Origin of the sequence: Nocardioides ginsengisegetis (genome assembly GCF_014138045.1) — a bacterium.
GTDB lineage: Bacteria > Actinomycetota > Actinomycetes > Propionibacteriales > Nocardioidaceae > Nocardioides > Nocardioides ginsengisegetis.
Map to the genome: position 1 here is coordinate 73,108 of NZ_JACGXA010000003.1, position 16,306 is coordinate 89,413.

The 16,306-nt window shown below is 70.2% G+C and carries 13 protein-coding genes; 6 read left to right on the forward strand and 7 right to left on the reverse strand.

The window, feature by feature from the left end:
* Positions 1–30 precede the first annotated feature (30 nt).
* The 3 genes from FB382_RS19915 to FB382_RS19925 form a co-directional block, all read right to left on the reverse strand.
* Positions 31–3,990 carry a PKD domain-containing protein gene (locus FB382_RS19915; protein ID WP_182541714.1) on the reverse strand — a complete coding sequence of 1,320 codons (3,960 nt, stop codon included), beginning with the start codon at positions 3,988–3,990 and terminating at the stop codon, positions 31–33.
* A 194-nt stretch (positions 3,991–4,184) separates the two neighbouring features.
* Positions 4,185–5,270 carry an inositol-3-phosphate synthase gene (locus tag FB382_RS19920; RefSeq protein ID WP_182541715.1) on the reverse strand — a complete coding sequence of 362 codons (1,086 nt, stop codon included), beginning with the start codon at positions 5,268–5,270 and terminating at the stop codon, positions 4,185–4,187.
* Between the two features lie 68 nt (positions 5,271–5,338).
* Entirely contained in the window at positions 5,339–5,977 is a 639-nt protein-coding gene (locus tag FB382_RS19925) for a PadR family transcriptional regulator (protein WP_246378467.1), read from the reverse strand.
* 208 nt (positions 5,978–6,185) lie between these two features.
* On the opposite strand from FB382_RS19925, the gene FB382_RS19930 reads away from it, so the two are divergent.
* Positions 6,186–8,489: a transglycosylase domain-containing protein gene (locus tag FB382_RS19930; protein WP_182541716.1), complete on the forward strand. Its 2,304-nt coding sequence runs from the start codon at positions 6,186–6,188 to the stop codon at positions 8,487–8,489.
* The gene (locus tag FB382_RS19935; RefSeq protein WP_343055694.1) at positions 8,486–9,973 is read left to right on the forward strand and encodes a glycosyltransferase family 87 protein; all 1,488 of its coding nucleotides are present in this window, start codon (positions 8,486–8,488) and stop codon (positions 9,971–9,973) included. Before FB382_RS19930 ends, FB382_RS19935 begins: the two co-directional genes overlap by 4 nt.
* Here FB382_RS19935 and FB382_RS19940 read toward each other — a convergent pair.
* Genes FB382_RS19940 through FB382_RS19950 form a run of 3 tightly spaced genes read right to left on the reverse strand, consistent with a single transcriptional unit; the run spans position 9,934 to position 12,979 of the window.
* On the reverse strand, positions 9,934–11,004 hold the full coding sequence (locus FB382_RS19940) for an alanine racemase (protein WP_182541717.1): 1,071 nt from the start codon (positions 11,002–11,004) through the stop codon (positions 9,934–9,936). The two genes, FB382_RS19935 and FB382_RS19940, sit on opposite strands and share 40 nt — an antisense overlap.
* A gap of 2 nt (positions 11,005–11,006) precedes the next feature.
* Complete coding sequence (locus tag FB382_RS19945; RefSeq protein WP_182541718.1) at positions 11,007–12,155, reverse strand: peptidoglycan bridge formation glycyltransferase FemA/FemB family protein; 1,149 nt, start codon at positions 12,153–12,155, stop codon at positions 11,007–11,009.
* Between the two features lie 29 nt (positions 12,156–12,184).
* The gene (locus FB382_RS19950) at positions 12,185–12,979 is read right to left on the reverse strand and encodes a deoxyribonuclease IV (protein WP_182541719.1); all 795 of its coding nucleotides are present in this window, start codon (positions 12,977–12,979) and stop codon (positions 12,185–12,187) included.
* 235 nt (positions 12,980–13,214) lie between these two features.
* On the opposite strand from FB382_RS19950, the gene rpsF reads away from it, so the two are divergent.
* From rpsF to rplI, 4 genes are all read left to right on the forward strand, one after another.
* Positions 13,215–13,505, forward strand: coding sequence for a 30S ribosomal protein S6 (gene rpsF / locus FB382_RS19955; protein WP_125037106.1), 291 nt, complete (start codon positions 13,215–13,217; stop codon positions 13,503–13,505).
* 88 nt (positions 13,506–13,593) lie between these two features.
* Positions 13,594–14,163, forward strand: coding sequence for a single-stranded DNA-binding protein (locus tag FB382_RS19960; protein WP_182541720.1), 570 nt, complete (start codon positions 13,594–13,596; stop codon positions 14,161–14,163).
* Positions 14,164–14,268: 105 nt separating this feature from the next.
* On the forward strand, positions 14,269–14,505 hold the full coding sequence (rpsR, locus tag FB382_RS19965) for a 30S ribosomal protein S18 (RefSeq protein ID WP_017933521.1): 237 nt from the start codon (positions 14,269–14,271) through the stop codon (positions 14,503–14,505).
* Positions 14,506–14,519: 14 nt separating this feature from the next.
* Positions 14,520–14,966, forward strand: coding sequence for a 50S ribosomal protein L9 (gene rplI, locus FB382_RS19970; protein WP_125037108.1), 447 nt, complete (start codon positions 14,520–14,522; stop codon positions 14,964–14,966).
* Between the two features lie 85 nt (positions 14,967–15,051).
* On the opposite strand, the gene FB382_RS19975 is transcribed toward rplI, so the two are convergent.
* Positions 15,052–16,266 carry a hypothetical protein gene (locus FB382_RS19975; RefSeq protein WP_182541721.1) on the reverse strand — a complete coding sequence of 405 codons (1,215 nt, stop codon included), beginning with the start codon at positions 16,264–16,266 and terminating at the stop codon, positions 15,052–15,054.
* Between the last annotated feature and the right edge of the window lie 40 nt (positions 16,267–16,306).

Genomic DNA, 16,306 nt, shown 5'->3' on the forward strand with positions numbered 1-16,306 from the left:
CGGCGCGTTATTGCTTCCATGAGCGACGGGTCAGCGGATGGTGACGAACCCTTCCAGGTAGGCCCGGCCGCGGGTCACGACGAGCCGCAGGGTGTGGCTGCCGTCCCCGAGGTCGGAGAAGACCTGGTGGTAGCGGATCCGGGGGGCGGTGTCGTCGCTGTGGAACGACACGGTGCCCACCTTCTCGCCGTCGATGTAGACCGTCGCCGCGCCACCGCGGGTCGAGCGTCCGTGGAAGACGTCGATCTGCGGGCCCTTGAAGTGCAGGGTCAGGGTGTCGGCGCCCGTGCCCTTGCCGGCGTTGTCGCAGTAGTCGCCCTTGGGCGCCTGGCGCTGGTTGACCTGGCGCCAGCTGCCGGTGCGGGACACCTTCGGCGACCAGCAGGCCGTCGCCCGGCGGACCAGGATCCGCTGCGGGACGGTGTCGGACTTCCCGCCCTCGTCGGTGACGGTGAGGGTGATCGTTCGGTAGCCGGGCTGCTTGAACTTCGTGTGGACCCTGCGGCCGGTCGCGTCGACCGTGGCGCCACCGTCACCGAAGTTCCACTGGTAGACGAGGTCGCCCGCGGCGGTCTCGGCATCGCCCGAGCCCGCGGCGTTCAGCAGCGTGTTCGTGGTGATGTACGGCGAGCCGGGCTTCACCTCGAACTTCGCCACCGGCGCCTGGTTGCCCGGCGGGTCGGTGACGGTCACCTGCACCGTGTCGGTGTCGGTCTTGCCGCCGGGGTCGGTGACCAGGAGCGTCACGTCGTAGGTGCCGGGCGAGTTGAACGCGTGGCTGACGTCCCGGCCGGCAGCGTCCTTGGTGCTGCCGCCGTTGTCGAAGTCCCAGCTGTAGTCCAGGTTGTCCGGCGTCTCGGCGTCGGTGCTGCCGACCCCGCTGAACGTCACGGTCTCGCCGGTCTTCGCCGCCTTCGGCGTGGCGTGAGCAGCGGCGGTCGGCGCGGTGTTGGCCGGGGCCGACACCGGCGTGTAGCCGTAGTCGAAGGGCGCGCAGCCGCTGCCCATCGTGAACTGCACCGCGCCGGTCAGGTCGCCGTCGGACGTGGCGGGGCCGTCGGCCTGACCGCTCATCTGGGTGACCTTGAAGCCCAGGCAGTTGTAGCGGAACCGCCACGGGTTGGGGACGTCGGAGTACCGGCTGTCCACGACCGTGTTGGCCGGGTCGGTGTAGTTGTCGGTGTGCCCCTCGCCCGAGTCGGAGTACGTCGACCGGTCGGCCGCCGCGGTGAAGGCGGCGTCGTTCAGGTCGGGCGTCTCGTTGCCCGGGTCCGGGACGGCGTCGAGCGGGGACTGCGCCGGCGGGTCGTCGGTGCCGGCGTTGCCGTAGCCGTGCGCCTCGTCGGTGTAGGAGAGGTAGAGGCCCGCCGCCCAGCCGATCGGGTCGCGGTCGATCTGGCCGTGCCCGTCGAGGTCGAAGCCCGACCGGTCGCGCATCTCGAGGTAGTAGGCGTGGTCCTGCGCGGACTCGGCCCCGGCCTGGAGGTACTTCCAGCCCTTCGTGCACTCCTGGGCGGTGGTGAGGTCCTCGCGGCAGCCGCCGTTGAAGACGCGCGGGTCGTCGGGACCGCCGTCGGACTCGAAGTCGGTCTTGAGCAGGACCTTGTCGCCGCTGGGCGTCGTCGCGGTGACCACGACGTCGTCGATGAACCAGCCCGGCCGGGCCACGCCCGGGTCGGTGGCGTAGCTGAACCGCAGCGCGCCCTGGGCCTTGCCCACGAGGTCGCTGATGTCGTAGCTGTCCTGGAGGAAGACCGGGGCGGGCGTGTTGCCCAGCTTGCGGTCGGTCGCCTCGCTGCCGGCGGCGTAGGAGCCGCTGGTGCCGGTGATGCCGTTGTCGTACTGCTGCTGGCAGGCGTTCTGGTTGGGGTTGCCGGCCAGCGGATCGGTGTTGGAGGTCGTGTAGCCGTTCTCCGAGGCGTGGGACGTGTAGGTCTTGCCGCCGTCGGTGGTGGTGAGCACGAAGCCGTAGTCGAAGTCCCACTCCGCGTCCCAGTTGGACTTGAAGGAGAGGTTGACCTTCGTGCCGGCCGGGAGGGTGGCCAGCGCCGGGATCGACAGGTCGAGGTTGCGGCCGCCGCTCGGCGCGCAGCCGAAGTCGTTGCCCGAGCCCGACCACCAGGCGTGCGACTTGCTGGCCTTGTCACCGGTGTCGAACACCGCCGGGTCGAGCAGCTGCCGGCCGGGCAGCTTGGCCACGAACATCTCGGAGTTGTGCACGATGCCGTCGGTCCCGTTGACCAGCGTGTACGGCGTGCCGTCGGGACGCTGCCACACGATGGTGCCGGTGTCCTGCTTGGAGTCGGTCCAGCCGCTGACGGTCTTGCTCGTCCCGGGCTCGAGGACCTGCGGGACGACCCAGCCGAGCTCCTGGCGGGAGAAGGCGTCCATGTTCTGCGACTTGTCGGTCGCCATCAGGTTCCAGTCGCCGTAGGTCTCCCGGCTGCCGGTGGAGTAGAAGTCCGGCAGCCCGAGGGAGTGGCCGTACTCGTGGGAGATGACCGAGGCCTTGTCGATCGCGGTCTCGGGGTTGATGTTGTAGGGACCGACCCGGACGAAGACCTTGAGGGCGTCGCCCTTGTCGGTGGTCGTCATGGTCTTGCGGGTCGTGTCGGTGTACCAGAGCGGCCGGCCCTCGAGGTCCTTCAGCTGGTCGTCGGTGGTGTAGCCGGCCAGCCCCGTGACCGGGTCGGTGTAGTAGTACTCCAGCGAGGAGGAGTGCGGCCAGGGGTTGTCGTACGGCGCGTCCGGGGTGCCGGTGTTCGGGTTGGGCAGGTCGCACCCGGCGACGGACAGCTGGGAGGAGCCGTTGCCGCCGCAGCCGGCGAAGACGGCCATGAAGAAGTCGACCACGCCGTCCTTGTCGGTGTCGTAGTCGGAGTAGTCGATCTCCGGGTCCGCGATCGCGGCCGCGTCGTAGACCAGCTTGCCCGGGGACCCGCAGCCCCCGTCGATGCTCTGCAGCGCGCCCACGCCCGCGAGCGAGCCGATGATGGCCGAGCCGTTGGCGTCGTCGCCGTAGTAGTCGGTGTTGCCCGGCAGGTTGTAGATGCCGTCGGTGATCCGCTCGGTGTACGCCGGCCCGCCGACGGTGCCCGGGGCCGGCAGCGGCCCGGTCTGGGTCAGCCCGTGGCAGGTCTGGCCGGGCTGGATCTGGGTGAAGCTGAACCCCGGACCGTAGGTGAAGTCGCGGGAGGCGATCCCCGTGGACGGCACGGTGCCGTGGGGGAAGAGCTGGCCCAGCGACATCTCCTGGTAGAGGTTGAACGTGGAGCCCGGTCGCGCCGGGTCGTTGATGACCTTGTCCAGGTCGCCACCCGAGTGGGTCGGCTGGTAGGCGCGGTCGCGGAACTGGACCGGGACGACCGGGAACGGGCGGTCGCCGTACCGCGCGGTGTCGAAGGCGTCGGACGGCGGGATCACCTTGGGACCGTGGCTGGTGGCGGCCCTGGTGGTGCCGCCCAGCGTCACCTGCGCGGTGCTGGACAGGTCGCGCCAGACGATCTCGGGGTTCTGCGTCGTGGTGTCGGCGACGCTGTCGAGGACCAGCGTCTGCTTCTTGCCGGCCGCGACGGGCGGCACGGTCCAGGTCGCGGTGTGGCCGCCGGGGGCGACGGTGGCGCCGGAGCCGGCGCCCACGATCGTCGAGCCCTCCGGCGCGGTGACGGTGACCGTGGCGCCGGTGACCGGCAGGTTGGTCGGCACGGCCGGGTCGGCGGGGTTGGTGACGATGATCCGGGAGGGGTAGGCCTGGCCGGGCTTCACCCAGCCGACCGACGACACGAAGCTGTTCTCCACCTCCAGGCCGCCCACCGTGACGGTGCTGGCCGAGGGTGCGGATGGGCGGACGGCGGCGGCCGCGAGACCGCGCCCCGCTCCGGCGGCGTGCGCGGACGTGACGGGGAGGGCGGCGAGACCGGTGGCGAGGCCGGCGACCAGTGCGGTGGTGACCGCTGCGGTGCGCAGGCGTCGCGGAGGCAGGACAGGCATGGGCATCCTCGGAGTGGTGGGTCGCGGATGGCGCGACGCGATGCCCCGTGAACGACGGGGTGCCGAGGAGGGTTACGAACTGGTCTGGACAGGTGACAGGCAGCCTGCTGGCAGGTGCTGGCAGGTGACGGGCAGGAAATGAGAAAGGCCCGGCGGGACCGAAGTCCCACCGGGCCACACTCGTCAGGCGCAGGTCACTCTTCGCCCTTGATGAAGGCCTCGACGCGGCGACGGCCCTCGTCGTCCGGCAGCTGCACCGGCGGCGACTTCATGAGGTACGACGACGCCGAGATGATCGGGCCACCGATGCCGCGGTCCTTGGCGATCTTCGCGGCGCGGATCGCGTCGATGATGATGCCGGCGGAGTTCGGGGAGTCCCAGACCTCGAGCTTGTACTCGAGGTTGAGCGGGACGTCACCGAAGGCGCGACCCTCGAGGCGGACGTAGGCCCACTTGCGGTCGTCGAGCCACGCGACGTAGTCGGACGGGCCGATGTGCACGTTGCGGTCGTTGATCTTGTCGGCCAGCGAGCCGTGCAGGTTGGACGTCACGGCCTGGGTCTTGGAGACCTTCTTGGACTCCAGGCGCTCGCGCTCGAGCATGTTCTTGAAGTCCATGTTGCCGCCGACGTTGAGCTGGTAGGTGCGGTCCAGCGCGACGCCGCGGTCCTCGAACAGCTTGGCCATCACGCGGTGGGTGATGGTGGCACCGACCTGCGACTTGATGTCGTCGCCGACGATCGGGACGCCGGCGTCCTCGAACTTCTTGGCCCAGACCGGGTCGGAGGCGATGAAGACGGGCAGGGCGTTGACGAAGGCCACGCCGGCGTCGATCGCGCACTGGGCGTAGAACTTGTCGGCCTCCTCGGAGCCCACCGGGAGGTAGGACACCATCACGTCGGCCTGGGTGTCCTTGAGGACCTGGACGACGTCCACGGCCTCGACGTCGGACTCCTCGATGGTCTGGCGGTAGTACTTGCCGAGGCCGTCGAGGGTCGGGCCCTTCTGCACGGTCACGCCGAGCGGCGGGACGTCGGCGATCTTGATGGTGTTGTTCTCCGAGGCCTGCGTGGCCTCGGACAGGTCGAAGCCGACCTTCTTGGCGTCGACGTCGAACGCGGCGACGAACTCGACGTCCTTGACGTGGTAGTCACCGAAGAGGACGTGCATGAGACCCGGGACGGTGCCGTTGGGGTCGGCGTCCTTGTAGTACTCCACGCCCTGGATCAGGGAGGTGGCGCAGTTGCCGACTCCCACGATTGCTACTCGTACCGAACCCATCGGGGTTTCCTTCCTAGTCCAACTTCTGGAGATCTGTGGCTTGCGGACCTGTGTGACGGGTGAGCCGCTCAGGTCTGGCTGTTGAGGGGAGTCGCGGAGGACTCGTGGGGGGACTCGTGTGGTGAGTCACGAGGGGGTGGCGGGTTGCCCATGTCGGGACCCATCTCCCCCTGCGTGCGCTCGGCGGTGATGAGGTCCGAGAGCCACCGGACCTCACGCTCGACCGATTCCACGCCGTGGCGCTGGAGCTCCGCGGCGTAGCGGTCGACCTCCTTCTGCGTCATCGAGAGCTGGTTCTGGACGCGGTCCAGCCGCTCCTGGAGACGAGTACGACGCCCCTCGAGGACGCGCAGCCTGATCTCCATGTCGGTCCGCCCGAAGAACGCGAAGCGGATGTCGAAGTTGTCGTCCTCCCACGCCGTGGGACCGACCTCCGACATCAGCCGCTCGAACTCGCGGTGGCCGGCCTCGGTGACCTGGTAGACGATGCGGGGCCGACGCGTCACCGGGGTGAGCGTGGTCGCGGTCTCCTCGATGAGGGCGCCGCGCAGCATCTTCTTCAGGGTGGGGTAGAGCGAGCCGTAGGACAGCACGCGACCCCAGCCGAGCATCAGGTTGAGCCGCTTGCGCAGCTCGTAGCCGTGCATGGGTCCCTCGTGCAGCAGTCCGAGGACTGCCAGCTCGATGGTCTCTGCACGACGTGCCATGCGACCTATCGTACCGATATATCCACGTGACGTGAACAACGCGCGACGTGTCGGGGTCGGTCAGGCTGCTGGCAGGCCTCCGGCGTGAGCCTCGTCGCGAGAGATCGTCTGGCCACGGTCCCTTGCGTACCCTGTGGACGGCGCGCGCCCCGCACGTGCGGCTCGTGCGCGCCGTACGCCCCCCGAGTCGACACTGGAGAGCCGAAGTTTGAGTGCAAAGCGCAGGGCCGACGGTCCCGCCGTCAAGACGAGGCCGAAGCAACCGGTCAGTGCCAGGCAGCGGGTCCTCAAGGTCCTCAAGTGGCTGCTGATCGCCGGTCTGGTCGGGGCGCTCTTCCTCGTCGCGGCGTTCGCCTACCTCTACAAGACCACCGACATCCCGGACCCGAACAAGGACTTCCAGACCCAGACGTCCTTCGTCTACTACGCGGACGGCAAGACCTCGCTGGGGCAGTACGCCACCCAGAACCGTGAGTCGATCTCGTTGAAGGAGATGCCGCAGACGATCCAGGACGCCGTGGTGGCCGCGGAGAACCGCAGCTTCTGGACCGACAAGGGCATCGACCCCAAGGGCATCCTCCGGGCGGCGTTCAGCAATGCGTCGGGCGGTGCGACGCAGGGGGCGTCGACCATCACCCAGCAGTACGTCAAGATCCTCTACCTCTCGCAGGAGCGCTCCTACACGCGCAAGCTCAAGGAAGCGATCCTGTCGCTGAAGATGCAGCGCTCGCAGAGCAAGTCGCAGATCCTCGAGGGCTACCTCAACACCATCTACTTCGGCCGCGGTGCCTACGGCATCCAGGCGGCCTCGCGTGCCTACTTCAACACCGACGCCAAGAACCTCACGCTCTCCCAGTCGGCGGTCCTCGCGTCGGTGCTGAACAACCCGACGCACTTCGACCCGGCCAACGGCAAGGCGTCCAAGCAGGACCTCAAGGAGCGCTACGACTACGTCCTGGACGGCATGGCCAGCGCGGGCAACATCACCGCCGACCAGGCCACCAAGGCCGAGAAGCGGCTCCCGAAGTTCCCCAAGATCCAGGCGCAGAGCCAGTACGGCGGCCAGAAGGGCCACATGCTGAGCCTGGTCAAGACCGAGCTGCACGCGCTCGGCTTCTCCGACGAGGACATCGACGGTGGCGGCCTGCGGGTCACGACCACCTTCACCCCCAAGGCGATGGACGCCGCCGAGCAGGGCGTGCTGGAGGGCAAGCCCGACGGCTTCGGCGACAAGGAGCTGCACATTGCGGTCGCCAGCGTCGAGCCCGGCACCGGCGCCCTGCGCGGCTTCTACGGCGGCCAGGACTACCTCCAGTCGCAGATCAACTGGTCGGTCGCCGGCGGCATGGTCGGCTCGACCTTCAAGCCGATCACCCTCGCCACGGCCCTCGACAACGGCTACTCCCTCAAGGACACCTTCGACGGCAACTCGCCCTACGAGTTCCCCGACGGCCTGACGGTCCGCAACGAGGGCACCGGCTCCGACGGCCAGGGCAACGACTACGGCTCGGCGGTCGACGCGACCTACGCGCTCGAGCAGTCGATCAACACGGCGTACGTCGACATGTCCAACTCGATCCCCGACGGCCCGGACAAGATCGCCGCGATGGCCAACGCGATGGGCATCCCGCCCACCAAGGCCACCAAGAAGTACCCCGGCATCCCGAGCACCAGCCGCGACCTCGACTCCGACGCCCTGATCACGCTGGGCAAGGCCCGGATCAGTGCGATCAACATGGCCAACGCCTACGCCACGATCGCCAACGGCGGCAAGCGCGCCAACGTGCACGTCATCGACAAGGTGACCCGCAACGGCGAGACGCTCTACGACTACAAGCAGTCGACCACCGACGCCATGAGCGAGGACATCGCGGCCGACACGTCCTACGCGCTGCAGCAGGTCGTCCAGCAGGGCACCGGCAAGGCGGCCCTGGCCCTCGGGCGACCGGCCGCGGGCAAGACCGGCACCGCGACCAACAGCAAGGACGAGGTGTCCTCGGCGTGGTTCGTGGGCTACACCCCGCAGCTCGCGACGGCCGTCATGTACGTCCGCGGCGACGGTGACAACCAGCTCGACGGCTGGCTGCCGTCGTACTTCGGTGCGGACTACCCGGCCCAGACCTGGACCGACGTGATGAAGCGGGACATGGAGGGCCTCCCGGTCGAGGAGTTCCCGCCGCCCGCGAACGTCGACGGGACCGCGCCGGACAGCGGCCACGACCCCTACACGCCGCCGCCCTCGCCGACGCGCACCGCGCAGCCGTCGAGGTCGCCGAGCCAGACGCCGAGCGAGACCCCCTCGGAGACGCCGACCGAGACGCCGAGCGACACCCCGTCGCAGTCGCCGACGCCGACGTGCACCGTGCTGGGCGGTTGCGACTCGCCGACGCCGTCCGACTCGTCGTCGCCCTCGTCGAGCCCGACCTCGCCGCAGCCAAGCAACCCGCCGGCCTCCCACGGCAACCACGTCAGCGGGACGGCGGCGCGCGAGCCCTTCTGGTACGCCTGGTGACGACGGACGGCGACCGGGACGACCGGGTGCACCCCACTCGGGAGGACCCGGTCGCCACCGCCCTCAGTGAGGGCATCGGGGGACCGATGGGGGTGCACGGCCGCGGCCACCGCTGGTGGACGCCGGTGCGGGTGGTGCTGCTGCTGACCGCGCTGTGCTTCGCACTCGGCATGGTGCAGAAGGGCAGCTGCTACGCCCAGACCTGGCAGAACGGCACGTCGCGCTACTCCCACATGTGCTACTCCGACATGCCCTACCTCTACACGGGGCGCGGGTTCGCCGAGCTGAACTGGCCCTACACCGGCGACCCGCAGGTGCGGGCCCGCTACGAGGTCATGGAGTACCCCGTCGGGATCTCCTACTTCGCCTACGCCGCCGCGTGGGTGACCCACTGGGGCAGCGGGTCGCCGGACGTCACCGAGCGGTTCGGGCACTCCGTGGACTACCTCTTCTCCGAGGCGCCGGTGCGCAACGAGGTCCGGCTCTTCGTGGTCGTCAGCGCGCTCGGGCTGGCCGCGGCGACGCTGCTGGCCGCCTGGTTCCTCGCGTCCCTGGACCGGCTGCGGCCCTGGGACGCGCTGCTCTTCGCGCTCTCACCGGCGCTCGCGCTCAACGCCCTGGTCAACTGGGACCTGCTCGCCGTCGCCGCGACCGCGGGTGCCCTGTGGGCCTGGGCGCGCGGCAAGCCGGGGCTGACCGGCGTGTTGATCGGTCTCGGGACGGCCACCAAGCTCTACCCGCTGTTCCTGCTCGGCGGGCTCCTCGTGATCTGCCTGCGCGACCGTCGCGCCGACCCCTTCGTCCGCGCGCTGTCGGCCGCGATCGTGTCGTGGGTGCTGGTCAACGCCCCGGCGTACCTCACCGGGGCCGCGGAGTGGAAGGTCTTCTGGCACTTCAACAGCGACCGCGGTGCGGACCTCGGGTCGATCTGGCTGGTGCTCCAGCAGATCAAGGACACCCCCGCCAGTCCCTTCGCCTTCCAGGCGCACACCATCAACACCTGGTCCTGGCTGGTCTTCGGCACCTGGTGCATCGGGGTGTTCCTGGTGGGGATGCGGGCGCCGCTGACGCCGCGCCTCGCCCAGCTCGGCTACCTGGTGGTGGCCGGCTTCCTGCTGGTCAACAAGGTCTACTCGCCGCAGTACGTCCTGTGGCTGCTGCCGCTGGCCGTGCTCGCGCGACCGCGGTGGCGGGACCAGCTCGTGTGGCAGTCGACCGAGGTCTTCTACTTCGCCTGCGTGTGGTGGTACCTCGGCGGCTTCCTGGCCCCGGCCGCCGGCGGCGACGCCGGCTTCTACTGGATCGCCATCCTGCTCCGGATGGCCGGCGAGCTCTTCCTGGTCGCGATGGTGGTGCGCGACGTGCTGCACCCCGAGCACGACCCGGCCCGGCACGCGCGGCTGCCGGACGGGCCCGACGAGCCCGCCGAGTCCGTGGCTCCGGGTCAGTCGACGACGACCCGGTCGAACGCCGTGGCGGTGTAGCGCACGCGTACGTCGACCTGGTCGCCCACGGCGGGCACGTGCGCGCCGTGGGGGAGGAACAGCATCGAGGCCTGCATGTGCGGGGGCTCGGCGAACAGGCGCTGCTTGCCGTCGATGGAGAACGGCGAGCGGACGAAGCCGACCGCGTCGAGGCCGCCGCGCGCGAGGGTGGCCGCCCGCGCCTTGAGCGACCCGTCGCCGGTGGGCGCCTCGAGGCCGATGCCGTGGGCGGTGCCCCCGCTGACGACCAGGATGTGGCCGTGCTTGGGGGCGGTCCGGCCGCGATAGCCGAAGACGTCGCCGCGCTCGACCTCGTGCACGTCAAGGACCGTGGCGGTCACCGACAGTGCGCCGCGGTCGCCGAGCCAGAGGTCGGTGCCGATCCGGGGCCGGATGGTGAAGTCACCCCACGAGGAGCGCAGCTGGGTGAGCTCGTCGGGGGTGAGGTGGCTGACCCAGACCGTGGTGGTCGACAGCCCGCTGGCGACGACGTCGTTGAGCAGCCGGTCCACCTGGGAGAGGTGGGAGCCCTGGGCGAGCGGGAGGTGCATCGCGATGCCCTCGAGCCGCGCCCTCGGGTGGTCGGCCAGGATCGGGGCGACGGCCCACAGCTCGCGGGAGGTCAGCCCGTGACGCAGCATCGTGGTGACCTGCTCGAGCACGAAGCGCGCGTCGGGCTGGCGGGCCAGCAGCGCCGTGACGTCCTCGACCCGGCTGACCGTGTGGACGACCCGGTCGGCCAGGGACGGGTCGACCTCGAGGGCGGCGCCGAAGGGCCGCCACGGGGTGAGCACGAGCAGGTCGCCGCCGAAGCGCTGCGCGACGTGCGGCAGCTCGTCGTAGGTGCCGACCGCGAGGGTGTCCACGCCCAGGCCCTGGTCGTCGAGCCACTGCGCCTTGCGGGCGAGGCGGCCGAGGGTGAAGCCGTAGCCGTTGCCCTTGGCGACCGGGACGATGCCGGGGTTGGCGGCGGCCACCGCGCGCAGGTGGGTGCGCCAGCGGTCGCCGGAGACGGTGAGGGTCAGGCTCATGGTCAGCCGCGCCGCTTCATGTAGAGGTCGAACGCCTTGTAGAGCGGCTTGTTGATCGGCAGGTCCCACTCGCCGGCGTACTCGACGGCCTCGCCGCCCGTGCCGACCTTGAACTGGATCAGGCCCACGTGGGAGTCGTCGGGGTCGAGGGTGTCGGTGATGCCCCGCAGGTCGTAGACGTCGGCGCCGGCGGCGAGCGCCTCGCGGATCATCGCCCACTGCACGGCGTTGGAGCCGCGGACCTCGCGCTTCTCGGTGGAGGAGGCGCCGTAGGAGTACCAGGCGTGGGCGCCGACCCGGATGGAGATCGTGGCCGCGACCAGGTCGCCCTCGTGGCGGGCGAAGTGGAGCCGGATCCGGTCGGGCTCCTCGGCGCCCAGGGCCTCGGTCATCGTGCGGAAGTAGGAGAGCGGCCGCGGGGTGAAGTGGTCGCGCTCGGCCGTGTGGAGGTAGAGGTCGTGGAAGGCCTGGAGGTCGCCGGACCCGACGACACCCTCGGTGGTGCTGACCTCGACCCCCTGCTTGTCGGCCTTCTTGATGTTGCGGCGCCAGAGCTGGTTCATGCCCTTGAGGACGTCGTCCTCGGTGCGCGCGGTGCCGTCGGCGTCGCGCAGCGGGATCTGGAAGTTGTACTGCGGCTGGCCGGCCGCGAAGCCGCCCTCGACCGACTGGGGCCGCCAGCCGAGCTCGTGGAGCTGGGAGACGACGCGGGCACCGGTGTGACCGCGCTCGGTGGGCGGCAGGTCGCCGAGGGTGCGCACCGACTCGTCGGCGATGCCCTCCTTGACCTGCGCGGCGCTCCACCGGCGGGTGACCACGGGCGGGCCCATCCGGACACCGAAGGCGCCCTCGGCCTTCAGGTGGGCGGTCAGCGGCGCGAGCCAGGCGCCGAGGTCCTCGGACTCCCAGTCGATGACCGGGCCCTCGGGGAGGTAGGCGAGGTAGCGCTTGACCTTCGGCAGCTGGCGGTAGAGCACGAGCGCGGCGCCGACGAGCTCGCCGTCGAGGAACCAGCCCAGGGACTGACGGCGCCACTCGGACTTGACCCGGCCCCAGGCCGGCGTCTGCAGGAAGCTCGCGGAGCGCTGGGCGCGGATGAAGTCGAGATGCTCCGTCTCGGAGATCTCACGGACGGCAGGGGCGCTCGGCACGCCGCCGAGAGTACCGGTGTCCGGGCCGCTCACAGGCGCTCGGCCAGCCAGGCGAAGTCGGCGGTGTGCTCGGCGGCACCACCCGGCGTCTCGCACACCACGGGCGCCCCGGCGTCGCGGACGACGGCGGCCAGCAGGTCGGGGTCGATCCGGCCCGCGCCGAAGTTGGCGTGCCGGTCGGCGCCGGAGTCGAAGTCGTCGCGGCTGTCGTTGCAGTGGACCAGGTCGATGCGGCCGGTGATGCGACGCACGTCGTCGACGACCGTCTCCAGGGCGTTGCCGCCGGCGTGGGCGTGGCAGGTGTCGAGGCAGAAGCCGACCCGGTCGGACTGCTCGGCGCTGGAAATCGCGTCGAAGACCCGGCCGATCCGGTCGAGGTGGCGGGTCATGGCGTTGTCGCCGCCGGCGGTGTTCTCGATGAGCAGCGGCAGCTTGAGGTCGGTCGCCTCGATCGCCTTGCGCCAGTTGTCGAAGCCGATCGCAGGGTCGTCGTCCTTGTTCACGTGGCCGCCGTGGACGATCAGGCCCTTGGCGCCGATCGAGGCCGCCGCGTCGACGTGCTGCTGGAGCAGCTTGCGGCTGGGGATGCGGATCCGGTTGTTGGTCGTGGCGACGTTGACGATGTAGGGGGCGTGGACGTAGAGGTCGATGCCGGCCGCCTCCGCGTCGGCGCGCAGCCCCTCGGCGCCGCCCGCGTAGGCGAACTCCGGGCCCTTGTAGCCCTGCGGGTCGCCCAGGAAGAACTGCACCAGCGGGGCGTTGCGGGCCCGGGCCTCGGCGATGGGGTCGGTCTGGTCCACGTGGGCGCCGATCGGGACAGTCATGCGGCCATCGTAGGAAGGCGCGGGGACGTCGTCCCGGCCGGGCCTCGGCGAATTCTGCGCTGCCCCGCGCCGCTGATAGCCTTGGGCGTTCTTCGTGTCCGCCCCCACCGACGGGGACCCGGCCGCGGGGAGCCCCCACGTGACGACCGGACCTCCGGCGCGCGCGGGGAACGCACAGCCCTCCTGCCACGGAGAGACCGTGGTCGCCTTAGTCCAGAGGAGGTGGAGACCCGCTATGCGTGCTTATGAAGTGATGGTCATCCTCGACCCCAGCCTTGAAGAGCGCACTGTCGAGCCGTCGCTCGACAAGTACCTCAACGTCATCCGCAAGGATGGTGGATCGGTCGAGTCCGTCGACGTCTGGGGACGTCGCCGGCTGGCCTACGAGGTCAAGAAGAACGCCGAGGGCATCTACGCCGTCATCTCGCTGAACGCCGAGCCTGCCACGGTCAAGGAGTTCGACCGCCAGCTCAGCCTCAACGAGTCGATCCTCCGCACGAAGGTCATCCGCCCCGACGCCAAGTGAGGCGTCGACCTGTGGATTGACCCTTTCGCCTGTCGGTGCCACCGGCAACGATGGGCGCGGACCTGATCAGAACTAGCTAGGAGATCGCATGGCAGGCGAGACCGTCATCACCGTGGTCGGCAACCTCGTCGACGACCCGGAGCTGCGCTTCACCCCCTCGGGTGCGGCCGTGGCCAACTTCCGGATCGCGTCGACGCCGCGCACGTTCGACCGACAGGCGAACGAGTGGAAGGACGGCGACGCGCTGTTCCTCTCCTGCTCGGTGTGGCGCCAGGCCGCGGAGAACGTGGCCGAGTCCCTCCAGCGCGGCATGCGTGTCGTGGTGCAGGGTCGCCTGAAGCAGCGCTCCTACGAGACCCGTGAGGGCGAGAAGCGCACCGTCGTCGAGCTCGAGGTCGACGAGGTGGGCCCCTCCCTGGCGTTCGCCACGGCCAAGGTCACCCGCGCCTCCCGTCAGGGCGGCGGCGGTGGCGGCGGCTTCTCCGGTGGCGGCAGCCAGGGCGGCCAGTCCCGTCCGCAGGCTCCGGCCGGCGGGGACGACCCGTGGGCCACCCCGGCACCCCAGTCGGGTGGCGGCGGCTTCGGCGGCGGCCAGCCCGCGGGCGGCAACGACCCGTGGGGCGCTCCCGGCGTGGGCTCGGACGAGCCCCCGTTCTGACAGGTTTCGAGACGGGCGCCCAGGCGCCCTCCTCAACCAACGAAAAACATCCGAATCCCTCAACCATTCCGGCGCAAGCCGGGCTTCTAGAAAGGAAGCACCACAATGGCCAAGGCAGTGATTCGCAAGCCCAAGAAGAAGGTTTGCCAGTTCTGCAAGGAGAAGGCGACCGGTGTCGACTACAAGGACACCACGCTGCTCCGCAAGTTCATCTCCGACCGCGGCAAGATCCGCGCGCGTCGGGTCACCGGCAACTGCGTCCAGCACCAGCGCGACGTCGCCATTGCCGTCAAGAACGCCCGTGAGGTAGCCCTGCTGCCCTACACCTCGACCGGTCGCTGAAAGGAGCCAGGCAGATGAAGCTCATCCTGACCCAGGAAGTGACCGGCCTCGGCGCCCCCGGCGACGTGGTGGAGGTCAAGGACGGTTACGGCCGCAACTACCTCGTCCCGCGCGGTGTCGCCATCCGCTGGACCCGCGGTGCGGAGAAGACCGTCGAGTCGATCAAGTCCGCGCGCGCCTCGCGTGCGGTCCGTGACCACGACCACGCCGAGCAGATCAAGACCAAGCTCGAGGCCAACCCGGTCTCGGTGAAGGTCCGCTCGGGCGAGGGCGGCCGCCTCTTCGGCGCCGTCACCGTCGCCGAGATCGCCGGTGCGCTCACCGACGCCTCGGGCGAGGCCGTCGACAAGCGCACGATCGTGCTCGGCAACCCGATCAAGTCCCTGGGCTCGCACCAGGTCTCGGTCAAGCTGCACGACGAGGTGTCCGCCACGGTGGCCCTCAACGTCATCCCGGCCTGACGCCGGCAGCGCAGCGGCGAAGCAACGCGACGAGCCCGTCCCCCTCGGGGGGCGGGCTCGTTCTCGCATCAGGACCTGGTGCCGGCTACTGCCGGGTGTAGACCGCGTCGACGCGGACGAAGCCGTTGCGCGGCACGGACTTGACCCGGATCCGGATCGTGCCGGAGACCAGCGGGTCGTAGGCGCCACGGACCTTGTAGATGTGGAAGCGCTCATAGGTCGTCGCGGCCAGGTTGACGGTGCGCCAGATGCTGTGGCCGATCCGGACCTCCACCTTGCCCAGCTGCGGACCGGCCGGGGCGATCAGGCGCAGCACCCGGACGTTCTTGCCCGGGGCCTTGAGCTGCGCGCCGACCTGGTCGGTCTGGAGGAAGTCGCCGGCGTAGTAGCCGCCCTGGCGGACGGTGCGCCACGGCGCGCTCCCGGTCAGGTTGCGCGGGGAGTAGAAGACGACCGAGTCGGGCGTCGGGTCGGTGTTGCCGGCCTGGTCGGTGGCGGCGGCCTCGAACCGGTGCCGGCCCGGGCCGACCTTGGTCAGCGTGGTGATCCCGTCGGCGCACTCCACCGAGGCTTCGTCGAGGGTGCAGGCGTACTTCACCGGGTGGTCGGCGTCGCCCTCGTTGCTGGCGAGCCGGACCTGGACCGCCGGCGAGCCGACCATCGGGTTGGTCGAGTCGTCGCCGTACACCTCGTAGGTCTTGGACTCCAGGAAGACGTAGGTGGTCGGCGTCATGGTGTCGACCCTGACCGTCGCGGTGGCCGGGCTCTCGTCGTAGTCGGGGGTGTCGGTGGCCGGCTGGGTGCAGAACGGCTCGGGAACGGCACAGGCGGTGTTGACCGTGATGGCGTTGTCGACCGAGTCCACGGCCCGCACGAAGAACCGGTAGGGCAGCGCGCCGGAGTCCTGGAGGTTGCCGTAGCTGGCGGACGTGCCGTCGGTGCCGTTGCAGGCCTCCCAGCTCGCCTCGACCGGCTGGGTCGCGGTGCCGAACTGGCACTGGTAGGTGATCGGGTCGGCGTCCGCGTCGGTGTAGGCGCCGGAGAAGCTGAACGAGACGTGGTCGACCTTGATGTAGCCGCGCCCGTTGGGCGTCGGGGACGTGGCCCCCATCGTGGTCTCGGGCGCCGAGGAGTCGTCGCAGTAGGCCATCGTGACCGGGGTCGGGTTGGTCGGCTGCTCGGACGTGCACCCCGCGTCGGCGCGGGCGGGAGCGCCCGCCACCAGCACGGGCAGGAGTGAGGCGACCAGCACGGCGGCGGTCGCGGCCGCGCGGTGCCGGACGTGGTGGGTGGTGGTCATCGGCGTCTCCCCGTGGTTGCCCTGCTCTGCCCGGACAACG

Excerpts from the sequence above, each read along its gene's own strand:
- FB382_RS19925 (WP_246378467.1), bottom strand. The coding sequence starts at position 5,977 with ATGGCACGTCGTGCAGAGACCATCGAGCTGGCAGTCCTCGGACTGCTG.
- rpsR (WP_017933521.1), top strand. The coding sequence starts at position 14,269 with ATGGCCAAGGCAGTGATTCGCAAGCCCAAGAAGAAGGTTTGCCAGTTC.
- rplI (WP_125037108.1), top strand. The coding sequence starts at position 14,520 with ATGAAGCTCATCCTGACCCAGGAAGTGACCGGCCTCGGCGCCCCCGGC.
- FB382_RS19940 (WP_182541717.1), bottom strand. The coding sequence starts at position 11,004 with ATGAGCCTGACCCTCACCGTCTCCGGCGACCGCTGGCGCACCCACCTG.
- FB382_RS19920 (WP_182541715.1), bottom strand. The coding sequence starts at position 5,270 with ATGGGTTCGGTACGAGTAGCAATCGTGGGAGTCGGCAACTGCGCCACC.
- FB382_RS19960 (WP_182541720.1), top strand. The coding sequence starts at position 13,594 with ATGGCAGGCGAGACCGTCATCACCGTGGTCGGCAACCTCGTCGACGAC.
- FB382_RS19950 (WP_182541719.1), bottom strand. The coding sequence starts at position 12,979 with ATGACTGTCCCGATCGGCGCCCACGTGGACCAGACCGACCCCATCGCC.
- FB382_RS19915 (WP_182541714.1), bottom strand. The coding sequence starts at position 3,990 with ATGCCTGTCCTGCCTCCGCGACGCCTGCGCACCGCAGCGGTCACCACC.
- FB382_RS19975 (WP_182541721.1), bottom strand. The coding sequence starts at position 16,266 with ATGACCACCACCCACCACGTCCGGCACCGCGCGGCCGCGACCGCCGCC.
- rpsF (WP_125037106.1), top strand. The coding sequence starts at position 13,215 with ATGCGTGCTTATGAAGTGATGGTCATCCTCGACCCCAGCCTTGAAGAG.